The 22,206-nt window shown below is 57.3% G+C and carries 16 protein-coding genes, 1 pseudogene and 1 CRISPR repeat array; of the genes and pseudogenes, 14 read left to right on the top strand and 3 right to left on the bottom strand.

Annotated elements, in window-relative coordinates; genetic code table 11:
* Nucleotides 1-263: 263 nt before the first annotated feature.
* A CRISPR array of direct repeats spans nucleotides 264-596; the repeat unit is 28 nt; unit sequence GTATTCCCCACGCATGTGGGGGTGATCC.
* A 241-nt stretch (nucleotides 597-837) separates the two neighbouring features.
* Both FD37_RS13220 and FD37_RS13155 read left to right on the top strand, forming a co-directional pair.
* Nucleotides 838-1,461: pseudogene (locus FD37_RS13220) on the top strand (tyrosine-protein phosphatase); the annotation flags it as partial.
* A gap of 72 nt (nucleotides 1,462-1,533) precedes the next feature.
* On the top strand, nucleotides 1,534-2,187 hold the full coding sequence (locus tag FD37_RS13155) for a hypothetical protein (protein WP_225436305.1): 654 nt from the start codon (nucleotides 1,534-1,536) through the stop codon (nucleotides 2,185-2,187).
* Nucleotides 2,188-2,260: 73 nt separating this feature from the next.
* Here FD37_RS13155 and FD37_RS05980 read toward each other — a convergent pair whose 3' ends face one another.
* Nucleotides 2,261-2,575, bottom strand: coding sequence for a hypothetical protein (locus tag FD37_RS05980; protein WP_045808417.1), 315 nt, complete (start codon nucleotides 2,573-2,575; stop codon nucleotides 2,261-2,263).
* Nucleotides 2,576-2,752: 177 nt separating this feature from the next.
* On the bottom strand, nucleotides 2,753-3,700 hold the full coding sequence (locus FD37_RS05975) for an NAD(P)-dependent oxidoreductase (protein WP_056964182.1): 948 nt from the start codon (nucleotides 3,698-3,700) through the stop codon (nucleotides 2,753-2,755).
* A gap of 282 nt (nucleotides 3,701-3,982) precedes the next feature.
* Between FD37_RS05975 and FD37_RS05970 the strand changes: the two genes are divergently transcribed.
* From FD37_RS05970 to rfbB, 5 genes are all read left to right on the top strand, one after another.
* On the top strand, nucleotides 3,983-5,434 hold the full coding sequence (locus FD37_RS05970; protein WP_056964179.1) for a cytochrome ubiquinol oxidase subunit I: 1,452 nt from the start codon (nucleotides 3,983-3,985) through the stop codon (nucleotides 5,432-5,434).
* A complete protein-coding gene (gene cydB / locus FD37_RS05965) occupies nucleotides 5,427-6,437 on the top strand; it encodes a cytochrome d ubiquinol oxidase subunit II (protein WP_045808420.1) in 1,011 nt (336 codons plus the stop codon). Before FD37_RS05970 ends, cydB begins: the two co-directional genes overlap by 8 nt.
* Before the next feature lie 193 nt (nucleotides 6,438-6,630).
* Nucleotides 6,631-8,364: a thiol reductant ABC exporter subunit CydD gene (gene cydD, locus FD37_RS05960; RefSeq protein WP_045808421.1), complete on the top strand. Its 1,734-nt coding sequence runs from the start codon at nucleotides 6,631-6,633 to the stop codon at nucleotides 8,362-8,364.
* A complete protein-coding gene (gene cydC, locus FD37_RS05955; RefSeq protein WP_056964177.1) occupies nucleotides 8,364-10,103 on the top strand; it encodes a thiol reductant ABC exporter subunit CydC in 1,740 nt (579 codons plus the stop codon). Before cydD ends, cydC begins: the two co-directional genes overlap by 1 nt.
* Before the next feature lie 95 nt (nucleotides 10,104-10,198).
* Nucleotides 10,199-11,200, top strand: a complete 1,002-nt coding sequence (gene rfbB / locus FD37_RS05950) for a dTDP-glucose 4,6-dehydratase (RefSeq protein WP_056964175.1) — start codon at nucleotides 10,199-10,201, stop codon at nucleotides 11,198-11,200.
* Nucleotides 11,201-11,617: 417 nt separating this feature from the next.
* Here rfbB and FD37_RS05945 read toward each other — a convergent pair whose 3' ends face one another.
* Complete coding sequence (locus tag FD37_RS05945) at nucleotides 11,618-12,595, bottom strand: polyprenyl synthetase family protein (RefSeq protein ID WP_056964173.1); 978 nt, start codon at nucleotides 12,593-12,595, stop codon at nucleotides 11,618-11,620.
* Between the two features lie 103 nt (nucleotides 12,596-12,698).
* On the opposite strand from FD37_RS05945, the gene FD37_RS05940 reads away from it, so the two are divergent.
* The 7 genes from FD37_RS05940 (at nucleotide 12,699) to FD37_RS05910 (ending at nucleotide 22,083) form a co-directional block, all read left to right on the top strand.
* Nucleotides 12,699-13,610, top strand: a complete 912-nt coding sequence (locus FD37_RS05940; RefSeq protein ID WP_056964171.1) for a 1,4-dihydroxy-2-naphthoate polyprenyltransferase — start codon at nucleotides 12,699-12,701, stop codon at nucleotides 13,608-13,610.
* Between the two features lie 106 nt (nucleotides 13,611-13,716).
* Nucleotides 13,717-14,292 (top strand): xanthine phosphoribosyltransferase, encoded by a 576-nt coding sequence (locus FD37_RS05935; RefSeq protein ID WP_056964169.1) that lies wholly within the window; start codon nucleotides 13,717-13,719, stop codon nucleotides 14,290-14,292.
* Between the two features lie 108 nt (nucleotides 14,293-14,400).
* Nucleotides 14,401-15,564, top strand: coding sequence for an ATP-grasp domain-containing protein (locus FD37_RS05930; protein WP_045808438.1), 1,164 nt, complete (start codon nucleotides 14,401-14,403; stop codon nucleotides 15,562-15,564).
* Nucleotides 15,565-15,628: 64 nt separating this feature from the next.
* On the top strand, nucleotides 15,629-16,099 hold the full coding sequence (locus FD37_RS05925; RefSeq protein ID WP_056964168.1) for an acetyltransferase: 471 nt from the start codon (nucleotides 15,629-15,631) through the stop codon (nucleotides 16,097-16,099).
* Nucleotides 16,100-16,178: 79 nt separating this feature from the next.
* Nucleotides 16,179-18,431 (top strand): DNA helicase PcrA, encoded by a 2,253-nt coding sequence (pcrA, locus tag FD37_RS05920; protein WP_147007690.1) that lies wholly within the window; start codon nucleotides 16,179-16,181, stop codon nucleotides 18,429-18,431.
* Between the two features lie 450 nt (nucleotides 18,432-18,881).
* Nucleotides 18,882-20,924, top strand: a complete 2,043-nt coding sequence (ligA, locus tag FD37_RS05915) for an NAD-dependent DNA ligase LigA (protein ID WP_056964166.1) — start codon at nucleotides 18,882-18,884, stop codon at nucleotides 20,922-20,924.
* The gene (locus FD37_RS05910) at nucleotides 20,917-22,083 is read left to right on the top strand and encodes a CamS family sex pheromone protein (protein WP_045808441.1); all 1,167 of its coding nucleotides are present in this window, start codon (nucleotides 20,917-20,919) and stop codon (nucleotides 22,081-22,083) included. The genes ligA and FD37_RS05910 overlap by 8 nt, the downstream gene beginning before the upstream one ends.
* The last annotated feature ends 123 nt before the right edge of the window (nucleotides 22,084-22,206 follow it).

Genomic DNA, 22,206 nt, shown 5'->3' with positions numbered 1-22,206 from the left:
AGCCTCAGGGAATTTTTTTCACCTACTCATAGCGATAAACAAAAATATATTGAATGAAGAATGTGTTTTTGCTAGGCATGGAATTGCAGGGGAATCAGTCTAGAAAAGATATTTTTGTGTTGCTTGAGTGGATTCTTCTGGTGGGAGACGTTGCCCTTGGTAGCCGATGGAGAGAGGCGTATGATTTGTTTAATGGGAACCAAGTTAATAAAAAACGGGAATCTTTGATTTTGAAAAGGTTGATATAGCGGGATTTGTTTAGTGTATTCCCCACGCATGTGGGGGTGATCCCAAATTGGCATTGAACTGGAGTACCAGCTTAAAGTATTCCCCACGCATGTGGGGGTGATCCTAACCGCCATCGAGGCATGGACGCGGGTAAATCGTATTCCCCACGCATGTGGGGGTGATCCTCGAAGCAACACTAATTGATAAGCTCAATCAGGGTATTCCCCACGCATGTGGGGGTGATCCCTATACGCGAAAATACCGATATTCGCTAACGGCGTATTCCCCACGCATGTGGGGGTGATCCTCAAAGGGAATTTTACCGTTATTTTCCGAGATTGTGTTCCCCACGTATATGGGGGTGATTTCATAGTTGGCCTAATTGCTTTTTGATTTACTCTGTTAACAAATTCCTAGACTTTCCTGCGCATATTCTGAAGTAGAAACATTGAGTGGTGACGCAAGATTTTACGATAAGAGTAGCCTGGAATCCCAGTAAATAGCGATATACTAGTGAATTTAGCTCTCTCGCCAGCACAATTAAATTGATGACAATTGATATACTCCCTGATAAACTATAAAAACACTAATCGGGGGAGTTTATAGTTTATGAAGCAGCATCACTTTTTACGACTGGCGGCTAAAGCAGCCTTGACACTCGTCTTAACGAGCACAGCGCTACCACTTATATCGGTTGAGGCATCTAGAGTGCAGATTAAAGAGCCTACAGCTGGGATACAGCCAAGGCAAAATATTAAATTTCAGGGAAAAAAAGCGACGTCTAGATATCTAAGCAATGCCTTTGATTTGGGCGGTTATACGACAGCAAATGGCAGGTGGAAAATCCGAGAGAATCACTTGATACGGTCAATGCAACTTGATGATCTATCTCTAGAGGATGGGGAAATGCTACGTGATAAGTATGACGTAAGAGTAGTTGTCGACTTTCGTCATTTTGGTAAGGATCTAAGGCTAATTCCTGGTGCAAGCTACAAACAGGAGAAAATTCAATATTCTGACTCTGAGGAGAACTTTTCTTTTTCCTATTATGCTCGAAATGAGTTAGTTAAACAGGCATACTCGCGATTTTTGAAAGGGTTGGCCGAACAGAAAGGGGCGACCCTTTTCCATGATACCAAAGGTGAAGAAGCTACCGGAGTAGCCGCATATTTGGTGATGACTGTGCTGGGAATAGACGGGCAAGCAAAAATAGATAACTTTTACTTAGGTATGACCGGTGCCCAGGTGGCAACTGCAGGACAACTTCAAGATTACTTGCTGGGAATCGGAACGAGTCGAATGCTGATGGATAAGTATATACAAGATGGATTAGGTATTAATTTAGAGATGCAAGAGGCCTTACGATCCAAGTACCTTATTTCGGCGGATGGAAAGCAAACGCCTTATACGACAGCAGCCAATGAAGCTGACACGGAAGAAGAAAAGCCTGAAGTACCCGAAGTACCCGAAGTACCCGAAGTACCCACTCCTAATCCAGGAAGTACTGAGAAACCGGAGACAGGGGATAAGCCGGACGTGGTTCCTGGTCCGGACCCCGAAATGCCGGGTGAGCCGCAACCGCAACCGCAACCGCAACCGCAACCGCAACCGCAACCCTTACTACCAACCCCGTTCCCACCAGTCACGCAGCCGGCCCAGCCACAACCGGCACGTCCGGGCGCCAAGCCCCGTCCACGGCAACGGGTCAGGGTCCTGGCGGTCAAGCGCGTTTCGCACGGGAGGTACGTCTTCACGAAGGGCCATAAGCCGACCTACCGCGACGTGCACCTCAAGCACCGCCTGACCACGACCGGCAAACGGTCCCTCAAGCAGTGGCGCATCGTCCGGCAGGCCAAGCTCGTGGTCAACGGCCGGCGGGTGACCTACCTGCAACTGAAGCCGCACCACGGGTCCGCGCGCTGGATCGCCCAGCCCCACATCATCGAAAGCCAACGCTAAAAATAAGCAGCCACCCCTCCGCACGGAAAGGGTGGCTGTTTGGCGTTCCCCAAAACGCCAACGAACTGATGACTTAGAATTGGTGTAAGAAAATGGAATCCGGGTCGACCGTGTCGTCCAGGGCCTCGACCGCGTTGGTCATCTTGAGGATGCCCAGCGGCTCGGTCGCTTCCTCGCCCGTGCAGTCGTGGATGGCCAGCTGGTTGGTCTCCTTCGAGTAGAGGGCGACGGAACATTCGTCGGGGTCGGCCCGCTGTGGATCTAAGTTGATGCAGAGAATCTGCTGCACTAAATGATTGGACACAAAAGGCGTGATAATGGCCAGTGCCCGTTTTTTAAACGTCGGTTGGCTAAAAGTGGTCCCCATGACAATGACTTTATGCTTCATAATAATCCTCCCCCTTGTTCTTTTAGCCTAGCATGGAGTTGGTTGGGGTGGGGCGGACCGCTACTTAGAAACGCCGGATTCTTAACAATCAGAGGCGGCCCAGTTCGGCGTAGGACCAGTCTTGAGTGCGCTCACCAAAAAAGCCCAACCCCCGCGAACGGTTGGTTGGACTCGGGCTTAGTAGCCCCGTTTAGGATCAGCGACGTTGACGGCGATGGGCTCGCCGGCTAACAGGCTGGTCAAATTCTGGTCAAAAATCTTGAAGATGCCTCGCCGGTTGGCCACGGAGAAGCCGGTCTGGTGCGGCGTGATGATCACGTTCGGGTAGTCCCAGAGTTTGGAATCCCGGGGTAGCGGCTCGGTCTCGAAGACGTCTAAGGCCGCGTGCATGACCTCCTGGTAGAGCAGGGCGTCCATCAGCGCTTGGGCGTCGACCGCGTTGCCCCGACCGACGTTGACGAAGATCCGCAGGCCGTTCAGCCGCTTGAAGTACGCCGCGTCGAAGTAGTGGACGGTCTCGGCAGTCGCCGGCATGTCGTTGATCACGATGTCGGCATCCTGCAGAATCTGCGCGTCATCCGCCAGGCTCACCGTTTGCTGGAAGCCGGTCACGGGATGCCCCGTACGGTTGACCCCAAATGGCTGGTTGCCAAAGCCGTTTAGCAGCTTGGCGATGGCTTGACCGATGCTCCCGGTCCCGTAGATGACCACCTTTTGGGCGGCCAGGCTGTGCAGGTCGTCCCGCTCGGGTTGTTGCCAGAAGTGGCCGGCCTGGTTCTTGATGGCCTCGTTGAAGCCCCGCAGGAAGTAGAGCAGGTAGCCGATGGTCGATTCGGCGATGGCCGGTGAGTACACCCCGCTGGCGGTGGTCAACGTGACGTGATGCTCACTGATCCAGTCGAGGGGCAGGTAATCGATTCCCGCGCTGGGCGTTTGGATCCAGTGGACCTGGTTGTGCGGATCCTTGAGGGCGGCTGGGCCGAGTTGGGCGTCCCACCCGTAGATGATGGTGATGGGGCCCGCTGCTGGGTACGTGTCGCGGGTGACCAGCTCGACGTCGGCCGCCTGTAACTTGGCCAGCTGATCGGGTTCTAAGGCTTGTAAAGCTAAGATGCGTTCAGTCATAAATTGACCCTCCTTAAACGCTAGATAAGACTATCTCTATTTTATCACGTTCTTTCGCGGCTTCCGGATGAATTCGGTTCCAATTAGTGGTTAAAATAGTGACACACTTTTGCGAATCTGTTACGAAGTTCACCGAACATAAATAAGCGGAAACGGATACAAAAATAAGCTTTTGGACAATAAATCAGCGCGAATCATTGAATCTTTACTTATCAGTCGATATAATGAAGACAGGTTAGCAATTATTTATTCACACACATAACGTTTGGGGAGGTTAGAACAATGCTCAATGTTGGTCTAGATATTCTAGGCTTAGCACGATTCCAATTCGGAATGACCACCGTGTTTCATTTCTTCTTCGTTCCGTTTTCCATCGGGTTGGCCTTCGTCGTTGCCGTCATGGAAACGATGTATGCGATTAAGGGCGACAAGGACTACAAGAAAATGGCGCAGTTTTGGGGCAAGATTTTCCTGTACAGCTTTGCCGTGGGGGTCGTGACCGGGATCATCCAAGAGTTCCAATTCGGGATGAACTGGTCGGAATACTCACGGTTCATGGGTGACATCTTCGGGGCGCCACTGGCCATCGAAGCGTTGGCCGCGTTCTTCATGGAATCCACATTCATCGGGATGTGGATGTTCACCTGGAACCGCTTTAACAAGTGGGTTCACGTGTTGTTTATTTGGTTAGTTATGTTCGGGTCTTCGTTATCAGCCCTCTGGATTTTGGCGGCCAACAGCTTTATGCAAAACCCATTAGGGTACATCATCAACCAGAAGACCGGCCACGTGCAGATGGTCGACTTCGGGGCGATCGTGGGCAACCCACAACTGTGGAACGAATTTCCGCACGTCATTTTTGGGTCGTTTGTAACCGCTGCCTTTGTCATCGCGGGTTGTGCCGCTTGGCGGTTACTCAAGAAGGACCACGTCACGTTCTACCGTAAGTCCTTACAGGTGGCGCTGGTCATTGGGTTGATTTTCTCCCTGGGCTCCATTGCCAGTGGGGACACGCAGATGCGTTACCTGCTGAACAACCAGCCGATGAAGGTCGGGGCCATGGAAGGGCTCTACAAGAACTCGACTGAAAAGGGTGAGTGGACGGCAATCGCCGGCTTCGACACCAAGGCCCACAAGACGACCTGGTCAGTGGATATTCCGTATGTTTTGAACTTATTAAGTTATCACAAATTGACCGGGACCGTCGAAGGGATGAACCAGGCCAACAAGGAGTTGCACGCGAAGTACGATAAGAAGTTCGGTAAGGACATCAACTACTACGTCCCAACCAATACATTATTCTGGAGCTTCCGGATCATGTCCGGGGCGAGCGCCTTGTTCGCCTTACTGGCCATCGTCGGGCTGTTCATGAACCGTAAGAAGTCCCAAGCGATTATGAATCAGCGCTGGTTCCTGTATATCATGGGGCTGTGCCTCTGGCTGCCGTTCATCGTGAACACCTGTGGCTGGTTTATCACCGAATTTGGGCGTTACCCGTGGGTCGTCTACGGGCTGTTGACCATCGCGGACGCCGTTTCACCAAACGTCTCCGTGGCCTCGCTGCTGACGTCGAACATCGTCTACTTCTTGATGTTCGCCGGCATGGGGCTGGTGATGATCGTCTTGAGTCACCGGACGTTAAAGGCGGGTCCGGATGCGGACAACACCGACGGCTATTCGGCCAGCGATGCCGAGATTGATCCTTACTCGAAGGGGGCGTTCAACCATGACTAACCTACAATTACTCTGGTTTATTCTGATTGGTGTCTTGTTCAGCGGCTTCTTCTTCCTTGAAGGGTTCGACTTCGGGGTCGGCATGCTGATCAAGAGCTTTGCCAAGGACGACGCCGAACGAGACGTCGTGATTCGCACCATCGGCCCGCACTGGGACGGCAACGAAGTTTGGCTGATCACCGCCGGCGGGGCGATGTTTGCCTCCTTCCCGATGTGGTACGCGACGCTGTTCTCCGGCTTCTACCTGGTCCTGTTCCTGATCCTGGCGTGCCTGATCTTCCGGGGGGTCTCCTTCGAATTCCGGGCGAACATGCAGACGCAGACCTGGAAGACCTTCTGGGAATGGGCCGGCACCATCGGCTCTGGGCTGGCGGCCTTCCTGTTCGGGATGCTGTTCACGGCCATGATCAAGGGGATGCCGATCGATAAAAACGGCGATATGACCGCCCACTTTACCGACTACGTCAACCTGTTCTCCATCGTGGGTGGGGTCGCCGTGACGGTACTCTGCCTGGTCCACGGCTTGAACTTCATCCGGTTGAAGACGGAAGGCGGTCTGCGGGACCGGGCACGTGCCTGGAACCGGATTCTCTACCCCGTCCTGTTCGCCGGGGAAGTCGTCTTCGCCATCCTGTTGTACTTCTCGACCGACTTCTTCACCAAGAAGCCGTTATCCACGACCCTGATCGTGGTCTTCCTAGTCATCGTGACCGCGTTGGCTTACTGGGGCGTGCTGGGCAACCACGAGTGGCTGTCCTTTGTCGGCAGTGGCTTGTCGCTGATTAGCGTGGTCGTCCTGATCTTCAACGGGTTGTTCCCGCGGGTCATGGTCGCCAACAATCCGGCGTACAGCTTGCTGATCAAGGATTCGTCGAACTCGCCGTACACGTTACACCTGATGACGATTCTGACGTTCTCCATCTTGCCGATCGTCCTGGTCTACTTCATCTGGAGTTACTGGGTCTTCTACAAGCGGTTGGCGTCACCGAAGCAAAGTGCCTAACCTTGTAAATTGAATTCTGTCTGGAACCGGCTCGGCCGTCTCGCGCGGTGGGCCGGTTTTTAGGTTGGTGATGTAGGTGGGGGACAGCGCCGACCGGTTAGCGCTGGCTGCCAGCCGTGATAAAAAGTCGCAAGTTTCAAATGAAAGCAGTATCATAATGAGGATAAGTAACCAGTGACTGGGGGGATTTTTTGTGATTGATCAACGTGTCTTTAAATTTCCGGGCGTGCGGCGCCTGACGGTGGGGTTGGGCCTTCTGACCCTGCTGCAAGCCGTCCTGATTATCCTGCAGGCCCGGTACCTGGCGGTGGCCATCGTCCATCTCTGGAAGATGCAACCGCTGGGCGGCATCGTGTTACCGCTGCTGGTCTTCGCCGCGGCCTTTGTGGGCCGGCACCTGGTGACGCTGGCGAAGAACTGGCTGACCTACCCGTTCGTCGAGAACACGACCAAGACCCTGCGCAAGCAGTTCATGGCCAAACTGTTCGACCTGGGGCCCAGCGTGGTCGCCCAGAAGGGGACCGGGAACGTGGTCACCATGGGCCTGGAGGGCATCGACAAGATTCAGACATACCTGATGATGATCATCGATAAGGTGCTCGACCTGGCGATCACGCCGTGGCTGATTCTGATCTACATAGCACTGATTCAATGGAAGGAAGCCCTGTTTCTGCTAGCGATTTACCCGCTGATCATCCTGTTCATGATCATCCTGGGGTTGGCGGCGCAGGCCAAGGCCGACCGGCAGTATGCGGGCTACCAGCGGCTGTCGAACCACTTCGTCGATACCCTGCGTGGGCTACCGACGCTGAAGCAGCTGGGGTTAAACGAGGCCTATGCCGGCAACGTGTACGCGGTCAGCGAGGACTACCGGAAAAAGACCATGGCGACCCTGACGATTGCCATGACCTCGACGTTTGCCCTGGACTTCTTCACGACCCTGTCCATCGCGATCATCGCGGTCTTCCTGGGGTTCGGCCTAATGGACAACACGATTCAGCTGTTGCCCGCGCTGATCATCCTGACGCTGGCGCCGGACTACTTCGCGCCGATTCGCAACTTTGCCAACGACTACCACGCCACTTTAAATGGGAAGAACGCGTTGACCGCGGTGCTCGACATCCTTCAACGAAAGACGCCCACCGACCGCGAACTGTTGCCGGCGACCCAACCGGTCTGGACGGCCAACGACGACCTGCGCCTGCAACACGTCAACGTGGGGTACACGGCCGACCACGCGACCTTACAGGACATCAGCTTTGACGTGCACGGCTACCAGAAGGTCGGCATCATCGGGGCCTCGGGGTCCGGTAAGTCGACGCTGATCAATCTGTTGAGTGGGTTCCTGAGCCCGCAGGCCGGCCAGGTGACCGTCCGCGGGACCCAGGTGCCGCACCTCGACCAACGGGCCTGGCAACGCAGCTTCGTCTACATTCCCCAGGCACCGTACCTGTTCCACGCGAGCCTGCGGGAGAACCTGACCTTCTACACGCCGGACGCGTCGGACGAGGCCGTGACGGCGGCCGTCGCCCGGGCCGGCCTGACCGACTGGGTGGCCACGCTGCCCGACGGCCTGGCGACCCAGATCGGTGAGGGGGCCCGCGGCGTCAGCGGGGGCCAGGCCCAACGAATCGCGTTGGCCCGGGCCTTTCTGGACGATTCGCGGAAGGTGCTGCTGTTCGACGAACCCACGGCGCACCTGGACATTGAAACGGAAATTGATTTGAAGAAGGCCATGCTGCCGGTCTTTGACCACCATTTGGTCTTCTTCGCGACCCACCGGCTGCACTGGATGAACGAGATGGACTACATCCTGGTCCTCGACCACGGGCAATTGGTCGAGCAGGGGACGCCGGCCGAGCTCCAGGCGAAGAACGGGGCTTACGTGCGGTTACGGTCCGAAATGGAAGGGGAGGCGCCAGCGTGATGAAGGGATTCTTTAAGACGTTTGAAAACGACCACTGGGTCATGCCCTATCTGAGAAAGTATAAGGGCCTACTGGGACTGGTCCTGTTCCTGGGCTTCATGACGTTCTTCTGCGGCGGGGCGCTGATGTTCAACTCCGGCTACCTGATTAGCCGGGCGGCGACCCACCCGTTTAACATTCTGATGATCTACGTGCCCATCGTACTGGCCCGGGCCTTCGGGATTGGGCGGCCGGCCTTCCGGTACGCGGAACGGCTGACCAGCCACAACTGGGTGCTGCGGATCGTGTCCGACTTCCGTAAACGCCTCTACCAGTCCGTGGAGAAGCAGGCGGTGGCGATTCGCCAGACGCACCAGACCGGGGACGTGCTGAGTATCCTGGCCGAGGACATCGACCACATCGAGAATCTGTACCTGCGGACGGTCTTCCCGCTGGTCATCGGCTGGCTGCTGTACCTGTTCGTGGTCATCGGCATCGGCTACTTCAACTGGGCCTTCGGGCTGCTGATGCTGCTGTTGCTGGGGGTCATCGTGCTGGTGATGCCCCTGCTGTCGGTGGCGGCCAACGGTAAACGCGAGTTCCAGGCGCGCCAGGTCCAGCGGCGGTTCTACACGCAGCTGACCGATGCCGTGCTGGGCTTGGGCGACTGGCTGATTTCCGGGCGGCGCGAGGCCTTCTTGCAACGCCAGGACCAGCCCATCGACCAGATTGCGACGCTGCGGCGAAGCGACCACTACTTTCAGTGGTGGCGCAACTTCGCCATTCAGCTGATTTTCGGCGCGGCCATCGTGCTGATCGTCTGGTGGGCCGGGGTGACCTTCACCCATAATCAGGCGGAAGCCAACTGGGTCGCGGCCTTCGGGTTGGCGCTGTTCCCGACGATCGAGCCGTTCGCCAACATGAGCCAGGGGGTCAGCGAGTGGCCGGTCTACCGTGACTCGATTCAGCGAGTCAACCGGTTGGATGAAAATGCCCCGGCCGAACCGGCGGAGCAGACCACGATTGAGACGCCGGCCACGCTGCGAGTGGACCACCTGAACTTCACCTATGCCGGGGCGCAACGGCAGGTCATTTCCGACCTGTCGCTGACGGTCAAGCCGGGGGAAAAGTTGGCCTTGCTGGGCCCGAGTGGGACGGGGAAGAGTACCCTGTTGAAGCTGATCTTGGGCGACGAGCAGCCGACCAGCGGCCAGGTCACGTTGAACGACTTGCCGGTCGCGCGGTTACAGGACCAGCGCGCGCAGCTTTTCGGGGTGCTGGACCAACAACCGTACCTATTTAATACCACGGTGATGAACAACGTGCGGCTGGGGAACCTCAAGGCGACGGATGAAGATGTCCGCCGGGTGATCAAGGCCGTGGAACTGGACGACCTGATTGGCAGCCTGCCGGACGGGTACAATACCCAGGTGCAGGAGGCTGGCAGCCGCTTCTCCGGTGGGGAGCGCCAGCGGTTGTCGCTGGCTCGCATCCTGTTGCAGGACGCGCCAATCATCATCTTGGATGAGCCGACGGTCAGTCTGGACCCGATTACGGAGCAGCACTTGCTGGACACGGTCTTTGACGTGTTGCACGACAAGACGATTATCTGGGTGACCCACCACTTGGCGGGCATCCAGCACGTCAACCAGGTGCGCTTCATCGAAAACGGCCAGTTCGACATGCAGGGCACGCCCCAGGAGCTCTACCGCACCAACGCGCGGTTCCGGGCACTGTATGATTTGGACCGGGGACGGTAAAGGAAACTAGCGAAAGTAACGGTCACTCTTAGGGGTGGCCGTTTTGTGGTTTTGGGAGCGTATAATAGAAGAAAAAATGATGGAGGTGCCGAATGATGAAACGATTATTGGTGACGGGGGGCGCTGGCTTCATTGGCTCGAACTTTGTCCGGTACGTGGTCCAAGCGCATCCGGCGGTGCACGTGACCGTGCTGGATAAGCTGACCTATGCGGGGAACCGAGCCAACTTGGCGGGACTCCCGGCCGAACGGGTCCGCCTGGTCGTTGGGGATGTCTGTGATGCTCAACTGGTCGACCGGTTGGTTCAGCAAACGGATGCGGTGGTGCACTACGCGGCGGAAAGCCATAACGATAATTCGCTGATCGACCCGGCGCCGTTTATCCAGACCAACATTGTGGGAACTTATACCCTGTTGCAGGCCTGTCGCCAGTACGGGGTCCGCTACCACCAAATCTCGACCGATGAGGTGTACGGGGACTTACCCTTAAATAATGAAGCGAAGTTCACGCCAACGTCACCGTATCAGCCCAGTAGTCCGTACTCGGCCAGTAAGGCCAGCGCGGATATGCTGGTGCGCGCCTGGGTTCGGTCGTTTGGGCTGCGGGCGACCATTTCCAACTGCTCGAACAACTACGGGCCGTACCAGTACGTCGAGAAGTTTATCCCGCGGCAGATTACTAATATTCTGAGTGGGCGGCGGCCGAAGCTGTACGGTAGCGGCGCCAACGTGCGAGACTGGATCTACACGGCGGACCATTCGCGGGCGGTCTGGGACATTCTGACCCGGGGGACGCTGGGTGAGACCTACCTGATTGGGGCGAACGGTGAGCATAGTAATCGTGAGGTGTTGGGGATGATCCTGCGATTGATGGATCAGCCGGCGGACGCCTTCGACTGGGTTCGTGACCGGCCGGGCCACGACCGCCGGTATGCCATCGATGCGACTAAATTGCGGACGGAATTGGGCTGGCGGCCACAGTACCGGGACTTCGAACAGGGCCTGCGGCAAACGATTGCCTGGTACCGGGACCATCGTGCGTGGTGGCAGGGTAGTAAGGCGACGGTGGAAGCGAAGTACGCACAACATCATCAATGAAGATAACCGAAAAGGACGACCACACTGGCCGTCCTTTTTTTGATACAGAACTGTAAAAAACAGATGACAAAGCGGTTTCATAAAAATTAAATTGCCCTTAAGAAGCCCGTTATATCAGCGATATGATAGAAAAGGTGAACTTACAAATTGTACCCGTTTCATTAAGAATGGCTAAAGAATCGTATTGTTTGCAATTAATGCTAATGTTATCGTTTTTATAAGGACTTAGCGTTTTTTTAACTTATCCATAAAATTAAAAATATAAGAAAAGTGGACCTAGATTGTAATGTTTACAATCTGAGCCCGCTTTTCTTTCGCCTATAAGCTCCGGGATTATCGGCCAATAAGGTTGTGTTCAATAATGATTGCTCGTCCAAAGGGGCCTTATCACGTAAAGGCTCTATGGGCGAAAACCGCTTAGTGATCCCGCACCAGCAACAGCTTGGTCAGCCGCAGCAAGTCCTCACGGGTGTTTGAGTCTGGCAGGGTGCCAATCAGCGTCAGTGCCTTGTCGGTCCACTGGGTCGCCAACTGGCGCGCGGCGGGCACGCCGTCGTGCTGGCGCACTAGGTCGCGGACCGCGTCGATGTCGGCGGGGGTCATGTCGTGTTGCTTCTTCAGGTAGGCGTGAAAGTCCCGCCGTGCCTTGGGGAGCGCCAGCAACAGCGGCAGCGAGTACACGCCCTGACGCAAGTCCTCCAGAATCGGCTTCTTGGTCTTCCGCGGGTCGCCCGCGTAGTCCAGGATGTCGTCTAACATCTGGTAGGCCGTCCCGATGGCGATGCCAATCTCGCGGGCCTTTTCGGTCACGCTAACCGGCGCTTGGCTCAGCATCGCACCCTGATAACAGCTCAGCGCGAACAGCTCGGCGGTCTTGCCGGCCACCTCGCTTAAGTAAGCGTCCAGGCTGGCGTCCTCGCGGTAGTTCAGGGCCATCTGTCCCAGTTCCCCCGTCAGGATCTTGTGCATGGCGTTGATGTGCGTCTGAATCAGCGCCATGTCGCTGGTCGACTTCAGGACCTGGTCGAAGTAGACCGTGAACATGAAGTCCCCGGCGTAAATGGCGTTGCGTTGGCCGTACTTCATTTGGATGGTCCGGACCCCGCGCCGGGTGGGGGACTCGTCGATGACGTCGTCGTGGATCAGCGTCCCCACGTGGAGAATCTCCAGGGCCGCCGCGCCCGCTTGGAGCTGGGCCGCCGTGGCTGCCCGGCCAAATTCAGCGAATAAATAGAAATACCCGGGGCGTAAGAGCTTGCCGCCGGATTGTAATAAGGCTAATATTTTATGGTGGATGGGTTGGTTCGTCAGCTGCACGGCGTCCAGGAGGTATCCCTGAAGGTCGTCGAGCTGTGGAGCCACCCGTGGAAATTGTCGCCAAAGTTGTCGATCCATGCTGCACCTCGTTGTTCTGCAATAAAATAATTCTACCGACAACCGAAAACGTTGTCAAACAAAGCCGATTCAAATTCTGTACATTATTATGGGGGAAAACATCGTGACGTTAAAGGTTTTTTTAGAATTAGTCGAGATTAAAGCCAAAATTGCATCCGTTTGGCCGTTTTTACTGGGTCTGATCTTCGTAGCGGCCAACTTTCACCACCTGAACTGGGGGCTCAACGCCCTGTTCTTCATCGCCATGCTCCTGTTCAACATGGCCGTCGACATCAACGACAACTACCAGGACTACACCAAGGCCGACGATACGCAGGCCGCCGAGTGGAAAAAGCACACCAACATCATCGGCGTCCACCACTTGAACGTCCGCGGTATCTTCGCCCTGATGGCCAGCTTCGCGGTGGTGGCCGCACTCATCGGGCTATACCTGGTCTGGGTCACCGGCTGGCCACTGCTCCTGATGGGGCTGTTCTGCTTTTTGATCGGGTACCTCTACGCCGGTGGCCCCAAGCCGTTGTCCGGCACGCCGACCGGGGAGTTTTTCGCCGGCTTCACCATGGGGTTCATGATCATGGCCATCACGGTCTACCTGAACCTCTACCAGACCCACGCCCTGACGTTTGCGCTGTGGGGCCGGGTCCTGCTGGCCTCCGGGGTGGCGGTCATGGCCATCGCGGCGCTGCTCTTAGCCAACAACATCTGTGACGCCCAGGAGGACCTCGCCCTGAACCGGACCACCATCGTGTATTACCTGGGCAAACGCCGGGCGTTATGGCTCTTTGCCGGCTTCTACGTCGTCGGTTACCTAGCATTGGTGGCCAGCGTTTTGATCGGTGATTTGCCAATCTGGTCGTTGCTGGCGCTGGTCAGCATCGTGCCGGTCACGCGCAACGTTCGCGGGCTGTTTGCCGTGCAGGTCAAGAAGGAGACCTTCATCCTGGCCGTGCGCAACCTGGGCATCCTGGCCCTGACCACGGTAGTGGCGGAAGGGCTGGGGGTGTTCCTACCTTAAAACCTTCCTAAAATTCGGGGGATGAGCGTTGTGTTTTCCGGCCCAAGTCGGGTAGAATAGAGGATAAACTAGTGAACAGGCAGATTATTGGAGGCTAACGAACAACATGAAAATTTTAGAGGACCGCATCCGTCAAGATGGCACGATCTTACCAGGCAACGTTTTGAAGGTAGATAACTTCTTGAACCACCAGGTTGACCCGCAACTGATGGACCAGCTGGGCACCGAGTTCGCCCGGCAGTTCGCCGACGCCGGCATCACCAAGGTGCTGACGGTCGAGTCCTCCGGGATTGCCCCGGCCGTGATGACCGCGCTGCACCTGGGCGTGCCGATGATCTTTGCCCGCAAGCACAAGAGTCTGACGCTGACCGACCACCTGTACACCGCCAAGGTCTACTCGTACACCAAGCAGGTCAACAACGACATCTCCATCGACCGGCGCTTCCTGGACCCGAACGATAAGGTCCTGATCATCGACGACTTCCTGGCGAATGGTCAAGCCGTCCAGGGATTGTTCGACATTGCCCGGGACGCCCAGATCGAGGTCGCGGGTGTCGGGGTGGTCATCGAGAAACGCTTCCAGAAGGGCCACCAGTTAGTGGTCGACGCCGGGGTCCCGTTGGTCGCACTGGCCAGCATCGCGGCCTTCGAGAACGGCACGGTGACCTTTGCGCAGGATTAACCCAACGGACGGCTTGTCTATTCGGACGGTAAACCTTAAAATAAATGATGAAGCATAGGCTTAATTAAACGAGGAATAAAAAATTTAAACGGAAAGTAGGGGGTCATTTTGGCGAATACGGTCTTATATCCAGGCGATACGATTGGGGTGATCGGCAGCAGCGCGAACGCCGCGATGCTGGTCACTACCGCTCGTAAAATGGGGTTGCGCGTGGGGGCTTACGGCTCCGACGAAACCAGTGAAGCGTTGCAATTAGCCGACTTTAAAGCGGTCGGGGACGGCAAGGACAAGGCCAAGCTCCAGCACTTTGCCGAAAGCTGTGCGGCCATCGTGTACGATTCCGCCCACGTCAGCACCGGCGTGGTCAAGTTTTTGATGCAGTACACGCGGGTGCCGCAGGGTAGCGACCTGCTGGAAATGATGCAGGACCGGTTGCTGGAGCGGGCATTCTTCGAACAACTGAACGTCAACATCGCGCCGTACGCCACCATCATCGACCTGGACGACGTGTACCAATCCGTCAACTCCATCGGCTACCCGTGCGTCTTGAAGCCCATCCAAAAGGAATGGTCCAAGGGCCGCGAGCTGGTCATCCGCACGCAGACCGACATTGCCAAGGCGGCCGGCCTGCTGGACTGGGGGACCTACATCCTGGAGTCGCAGATCGACTACGACCGGGAGTACTCCCTGATTGTGGCGCGCGACCAGGACGGTAACCAACAGCTTTTTCCGATTACCGAGGCCCAGTCGATCAACGACGAGCCGTTTAAGACCTGGGTGCCCGCCGACGTGGACCCGGCCGTGACCAGCGAGCTCCAACGCATCGCGGGCGAGGTCGGCAAGCACGTCAACTACGTCGGGGTCTTCGAGGTCGGTTTCTACCTGACCAAGAGCGGCGCTATCTACGTGAAGAAGATCGTGCCGGCACCGAGTGAGAACGGCTACGTCTTCGCGGACGCGGCGACGGTCGACGAGTTCTCGGAACACCTGCGGGCCATCGCCGGCTTGCCACTGGCGACGCCGAAGATCCTGACGCCGGCCGTCACGGTGGCCTTCACCCAGCGGCAGGTCGCCGCGATCCGGACGCAGTGGCAGATCAAGCCGAACTGGCACTTTACGTTCTACCACAACCGCCACGCTGATGACGACACCGTGGTTGGCCACATCGCGGTCCAGGGCGACGCCATTCGGCCGCTCCTGGATCAGTTGGACGACACGGGCATCTGGTCCGACGAGGGACCGGCTGACGAGTCCCATCCTACAGAAAATTAACCACGAAACTGATGCTTGACCGGGATCCGGTGGGCATCAGTTTTTCGTTTATGGAGGCCTGAATATGCAACTACATGATAACCCGCCCCGTACCCCCGCCCTGGTGGCACAATTGGTGACCATCTGGGCGGCCGCGGTACGGGCGACCCACACCTTTTTGTCACCGGCGGAGGTCACCGCCATTCAAGCGTACGTCCCGACCGCGCTGACCCAGGTCCCCGACCTGTGCGTGGCGGTCGATGACCAACAACGCCCAATCGGCTTCATGGGCGTCGCCGACCACCATTTAGAGATGCTGTTCCTGGACCCGACCGTCCGGGGGCGGGGATTGGGCCGGCAGCTGCTGACCCACGGCATCGTCGCGTATCAGGTGACCAGCCTGACGGTCAATGAGCAAAATCCGCAGGCCCGCGGCTTTTACGAGCACCTGGGTTTCCGCGTCACGGAACGCCACGCGGTGGATGAGCAGGGGCAACCGTACCCGGTCTTGACGATGGTGTTGCCGGCGGACGCGGGACCGGAAAATTTCGATTAAATTCCCCCGTCAGCCCAGCAGAACGTATGTTTCTTTGGTATAATGGTCAGGACTAATGACAGAGAGGATTGTGTTCACGGTGGCAGGAGAAGAATTATTAACGGGCATGAATGACAAACAAACGGAGGCCGTCCTTCAAACGGAGGGGCCCTTACTGGTCCTCGCGGGGGCCGGCAGTGGCAAGACCCGGGTGCTGACGCACCGGGTCGCCTATCTGATCGAACACAACCACGTTTTACCGTGGCACATCTTGGCGATCACCTTTACCAACAAGGCTGCCAAGGAAATGCGCGAACGGGTCGCCAAGCTCTTGGGCCCCGACGGCAACGACGTCTGGGTCTCCACGTTCCACGCGTTGTGCGTGCGGATCTTGCGGCGCGACGCCGACAAGCTCGGCTACAACCGGGCCTTTACGATTGCCGATACCGGTGAACAACGGACGCTGATCAAGCGGGTCTTGCAGGACCAGAACCTGGACCCCAAGAAGTACGACCCGCGTTCCGTGTTAGGCGCCATTTCCAACGCCAAGAACGCGCTGCAGACACCCGCGATGATGGCCGAGGAGGCGGGCAACCCGTTTGAAACGACCGTTGCACAGGTGTACGACAGCTACCAGCGGGCCCTGCAGGCCAACCAGGCGATGGACTTCGACGACCTGATCATGCTGACCATCAAGCTGTTCAAGCAGGAAGCCAGCGTGCTGGGCTACTACCAGGACAAGTTCCAATACATCCACGTCGATGAATACCAAGATACCAACGATGCCCAGTACATGCTGGTCAATATGTTGGCCAAGAAGCACGACAACCTGTGCGTCGTCGGGGATGGGGACCAAAGTATCTACGGCTGGCGGGGTGCCAACATGGAAAACATCCTGAACTTCGAAAAGGACTATCCCGACGCCCACGTCACGTTATTGGAACAAAACTACCGGTCGACCAAGACCATCCTGAAGGCCGCCAACGACGTGATCCAACAGAACGTTAACCGGAAGAAGAAGGACCTGTGGACCGAGAACCCCGAGGGGGATAAGATCTCGTATTACCGCGGACAAAACGAAAACGACGAGGCCCATTACGTGGTCGCGAAGATTCAAGAGGAACGCGAGCAGAACCACCACGACTACGGCGATTTCGCCATCCTGTACCGGACCAACGCCCAGTCCCGGGTGATTGAAGAAACTCTGGTCAAGGCCAACATCCCGTACACCATGGTCGGGGGCCACAAGTTCTACGACCGCAAGGAAATTCGCGACGTCCTGGCCTACCTGACGCTGATCGCCAACCCGGCCGACTCGATGAGCCTGGAACGGATCATCAATGAACCTAAACGGGGCATCGGGAACACCAGCCTCGAAAAGCTGCGGGACTTCGCCGACATGAACGACTGGAGCGAGCTGGAGGCGACGCAAAACGTCGATTTAGCCAACGACATCAGTTCCCGAAGCCGCAACGCCATGGCCAAGTTCGGCCGGACCATCAAGGCCATCCAGGAAAACGCCGTGACGGCCAGCGTGTCCGACATCACAAACGACATTTTGGACCGGACGGGCTACCTCGACGCCCTGAAGAACACCAAGAACCTGGAAAACGAGACGCGGATCGAAAACATCGAGGAATTCCTCTCCGTGACCCAGAAGTTCGACACGGATTGGGACCAGGAGGACCACGACGATGAGGACAACCGCTTGGTCGAATTCTTGGCCGACTTGGCCCTGGTTTCCGCTCAAGACGACGTCGACGAGGAGCCGGCCGAGGTCACGCTGATGACGCTTCACGCCGCCAAGGGGTTGGAGTTCCCGGTCATCTTCCTGATGGGTCTGGAAGAGGGCATCTTCCCGTTATCGCGGGCGATGCTCGAAGAGGACCAACTGGAAGAAGAGCGGCGCCTGGCCTACGTGGGGATCACCCGGGCCCAGGAGAAGCTGTACCTGACCAACGCCTACTCGCGGATGCTGTACGGTCGGCGGCAGAACAACCCCGAATCGCGGTTCATTACGGAAATCGCGCCGGAGCTGCTGCACAAGGACTACAGCGAAAGCACCAGCGGTCTGCAACCGCAACGCAAGGACGTGCCGTTTGCCCGCCGGACGGCCAGCGCCGTTGCCAACCCATACCACGGGAAGACCGGCCGGATCACGACCGACACCGGGACCGGTGCTGGCAAGGTGAGCTGGACGGTTGGCGACAAGGCTAGCCACAAGAAGTGGGGTGTCGGGACCGTCGTCAAGGTCAACGGGACCGGCGAGGACGCCGAACTCGACATCGCCTTCCCAGAACAGGGTGTCAAACGGCTTCTGGCTGCCTTTGCACCGATCAAGCGGGTCGACTAACCCGTTCGATTGAGACAAGCCCACCCGACTGTGGTCAGTGACTCCGGGACGATGGCGTGACGGCGTTTAAGTGCTGACGAGTCGCCAGCGCTGTCAATGATCCTTAAAAAGTCGGGCAATGGTTGCCACTGACACCCTTGTCAGCGGACGGCCAGGCCAAAATGGCTCAGGGGTGAGATTTATCTTAGTCGGCGGTTTGGGCCGGCTTAGATAAAGGCCAGTATTTGAGACCGGGTTTAGGGCTCAAATCTGTGCCCACCCCGTTCCAGCCTGATTTTGGCCTGGCCGGGAGCGCCTGCACCACCGATGGGTCATTCTTTTAAACTGTAGATTAAACACGAATGGTAGTTAACTGCGCCAGCGACAAATCGGTGGCGGCGGAGACTACCATTTTGTCTGAAAATGGGTAATAATCATGGTATGTGAGAAAAACAAAGGGGGAGAACCAGTATGACTGACAAACCCGTGAAAGAGCTAACCGAAAATCAGGCGGCCACCGAAGCCGCCGACCTGCGTCCCCAGCTGATTGCCTGGGGGAGGGCGTACTACGATGCCGACGCACCGTCCGTGGAAGACGACGTGTACGACCGAGTCTACGCCCGCCTCGTCGCCCTCGAGACCGCGTTTCCCAACATTGTGACGCCGGAGTCCCCGACCCAACACGTCGGCGGGACCACCCGGGGCGACCTGCCCAAGGTCAACCACGACATCCCGATGCTGTCGCTGGGCGACGTGTTCTCCATCGACGAGCTGAAGGAATTCGACGCGCGCCTGCGGGAGAACGTCGACGAGGCCGACCGCGACTTCGACTATAACTGTGAACTGAAGATCGATGGTCTGGCCATCAACCTGCACTACGAAAACGGCAAGTTCGTCCAGGGATCGACCCGGGGCAACGGGCGAATCGGGGAAGACATTACCGCCAACCTCGAGACATTGCCGTCGATTCCCAAGGTCCTGACCCGGCCGCTGACCATCGACGTACGGGGCGAGTGCTACATGCCCAAGCAGGCCTTCTTAGACCTGAACGAACGGCGGGAGGCCGAGGGGAAGAGCCCCTTCGCCAATCCCCGGAACGCGGCGGCTGGCAGTTTGCGGCAACTCGATGTGGCCGTGACCCGCGACCGGAAGCTGGCGACGTTTATGTACAACATCGCCGACTACGACCCGCTGGACACCCGGACGCAAAGCGGCTTGCTCGATGAATTGGCCGAGCTAGGGTTCAGCACCAATCCGACCTACCAAGTCGCCCACGACATGGACGACGTGCAGGCCTACATCGACACCTACACCGGGAAGCGCAGCGACCTAGCGTACGGCATCGACGGTATCGTCATCAAGGCCAACCCGTTGCCGCTGCAACGGGAGCTGGGCGCGACGGTCAAGGTGCCGCGCTGGGCAATTGCCTACAAGTTCCCGCCGGAAGAGGTTCAAACGGTGGTCCGCGATATCGAGTGGACCGTGGGCCGAACCGGCATCGTCACCCCGACGGCCGTGATGGATCCCGTGCCGTTGGCGGGGAGCACCGTGGCCCGGGCGTCCCTGCACAACCCGGATTACCTGGAAGCCAAGGACATTCGCATTGGCGACACGGTCCTGCTGCACAAGGCCGGGGACATCATCCCCGAGATCTCGCAGTTCGTGGCGGATAAACGCCCGGCCGACGCCACCGCCTACCCGATCCCGACGCATTGCCCGTCCTGTGGGGCCAAACTGGTCCACCTGGACGAGGAAGTCGCGTTGCGCTGCATCAACCCCAGCTGCCCGGCGCAACTGGCCGAGGGGATGAACCACTTCGCCTCGCGGAACGCCATGAACATCGACGGCCTGGGGCCCAAAATCGTGGCACAGTTGTTTGACCGGCAGCTGGTCAGTGACGTGGCGAGTTTGTACGAGCTGACGTTGGACCAATTATTAACTTTAGATAAATTTGGCGAGAAGTCCGCCCAAAACCTCTTGACAGCCATCGATAATAGTCGCAATAATTCACTAGAGCGGTTGCTCTTTGGGTTGGGCATTCGTCACGTGGGTGCCAAGGCGGCCCGGTCGATTGCCGAGCACTTCGGCGACCTGGACCACTTGATGGCGGCCGATGCCGACGAGATCGTGGCCATCGACACCATCGGGCAGATCATCGCCGACAGTGTCGTGACCTACTTCAGCACCGACGAGGTCCAGCACCTGATTGCGCGGCTGGAGACGGTGGGGGTCAACCTGACCTATACCAGCGGCGCGGTCGTGACGGCGCCGGACAGTGAATTTGCCGGTCAGCGCATCGTTTTGACCGGGAAACTCACCGAGCTGAGCCGACCCGAGGCCACGGCCTGGTTGGAGCAGCACGGGGCCAAGGTGACCGGTAGCGTGTCGAAAAAGACCGACCTGGTCATCGCGGGCGAGGCGGCCGGCAGTAAGCTGACCAAGGCCCAGGACCTGGGCATCACCGTGTGGAACGAAGCACAGTTACAAGCAGCCATGACGGAAAATAATGGATGATTTAGGAGGAAACATCGTGAAACGGTTACGAACCTTTATCGCGTTAGCCGCCGTTCCGCTATTCTTAGCGGCGTGTGGTAATTTAGGCAGTTCGAGCATGTCTTCGGGGTCGAAGACCAGTACGTCGGGGACCCAGCTCACCGGCCAAAGCAACGACAACGACTACGAAGGGGTCATTCAAAGTGGCCACTACACCGTCAGCAAGTCGCGTGGGGTGACCAACACCCAGGACTCCGGCAACACGTACAACCTGAAGAGCTTTGAAAACGGCATGTTGAGCGTGTCGAAGAAGGTCTTCTCGACCAAGAACTACGTCTTCCAGGAAGGGCAATACCTGAGCAGTACGACCGTGCAGAACTGGTTGGACCGCAAGAGTAAGACCAATTCCGTGGGGCTGAACCCGGTCGATAACGGCTCGAAGTCGGCGTCGAAGCGGAACCCCATCTACATTCAGGCCCTGGAAGAACAGGACTACATGACCCAGAAGAACGGCAAGCTCTCCTTGGGCGGGGTCACGGTCGGCATCGCGGTCAACTCGGTGGACTACTTCAAGAAGGTCCAGTACGGGGCGACCTACGAGACCAAGATCACGCAGGCGGCCGGCGAGGCGTACGCCAAGAAGGCGGCCAACACGGTCCTGAAGCGCATGCGGCAAAAGTCGGCGCTGAAGAACGTGCCCATCGTGATCGCCGTTTACCGGCAGGCGTCCAACGACAGCCTGATTGGGGGAACGTTCCTGGCTTACTCCAACAACAAGGCGGGGAGTACCAGCGTTGCGAAGTGGACGGCGTTGAACCAAAAGAACTACGTCTTCCCGATCTCGAACGGGGCCAGCAGCCCGAACAGCAACGATGCCAGCTCCTTCTCCAACTTTAAGAGCCAGGTCGAGAACTTCTTCCCGAACCTGAGTGGGGTCACGGCACAGGCGCAGTACGACGGCAAGACGCTGCAGGGGATGCACGTGAACATCACGACGCAGTTCTACAGCCAAACGGAAATCATCAACTTCACGCAGTACCTCCAGACGGCGGCACAAAAGTACCTGCCATCCGGGGTACCGATCGACATCACGGTTTCCTCGACCGACGGGATTCAAAGTTTCTTAAACCGGACGGCCAGCGAAAAGAAGTTCAGCAGCCACGTCTTCAACAGCTACTGATCCAAATTGACGAACCAAAGAACGGCGACTCCTGCGGGGGCCGTCGTTTTTTATATGGGCGGATTGCTGGTGTTAAGGGTGATGGGGTCGCTTCACGCCGGCGAGCAAGATGGTCGTGGTGGG

This window comes from Levilactobacillus spicheri DSM 15429 (assembly GCF_001435095.1).
Taxonomy (GTDB): Bacteria; Bacillota; Bacilli; order Lactobacillales; family Lactobacillaceae; genus Levilactobacillus; species Levilactobacillus spicheri.
The sequence above is the reverse complement of the archived record's forward strand: the minus strand, read 5'-3'. Positions and strand labels throughout refer to the sequence as shown.

Excerpts from the sequence above, each read along its gene's own strand:
- FD37_RS05925 (WP_056964168.1), top strand. The coding sequence starts at position 15,629 with ATGCAACTACATGATAACCCGCCCCGTACCCCCGCCCTGGTGGCACAA.
- ligA (WP_056964166.1), top strand. The coding sequence starts at position 18,882 with ATGACTGACAAACCCGTGAAAGAGCTAACCGAAAATCAGGCGGCCACC.
- FD37_RS05935 (WP_056964169.1), top strand. The coding sequence starts at position 13,717 with ATGAAAATTTTAGAGGACCGCATCCGTCAAGATGGCACGATCTTACCA.
- cydB (WP_045808420.1), top strand. The coding sequence starts at position 5,427 with ATGACTAACCTACAATTACTCTGGTTTATTCTGATTGGTGTCTTGTTC.
- FD37_RS05975 (WP_056964182.1), bottom strand. The coding sequence starts at position 3,700 with ATGACTGAACGCATCTTAGCTTTACAAGCCTTAGAACCCGATCAGCTG.
- FD37_RS05980 (WP_045808417.1), bottom strand. The coding sequence starts at position 2,575 with ATGAAGCATAAAGTCATTGTCATGGGGACCACTTTTAGCCAACCGACG.
- rfbB (WP_056964175.1), top strand. The coding sequence starts at position 10,199 with ATGAAACGATTATTGGTGACGGGGGGCGCTGGCTTCATTGGCTCGAAC.
- FD37_RS05945 (WP_056964173.1), bottom strand. The coding sequence starts at position 12,595 with ATGGATCGACAACTTTGGCGACAATTTCCACGGGTGGCTCCACAGCTC.
- FD37_RS05970 (WP_056964179.1), top strand. The coding sequence starts at position 3,983 with ATGCTCAATGTTGGTCTAGATATTCTAGGCTTAGCACGATTCCAATTC.
- FD37_RS05910 (WP_045808441.1), top strand. The coding sequence starts at position 20,917 with ATGGATGATTTAGGAGGAAACATCGTGAAACGGTTACGAACCTTTATC.
- cydC (WP_056964177.1), top strand. The coding sequence starts at position 8,364 with ATGAAGGGATTCTTTAAGACGTTTGAAAACGACCACTGGGTCATGCCC.
- FD37_RS13155 (WP_225436305.1), top strand. The coding sequence starts at position 1,534 with ATGGATAAGTATATACAAGATGGATTAGGTATTAATTTAGAGATGCAA.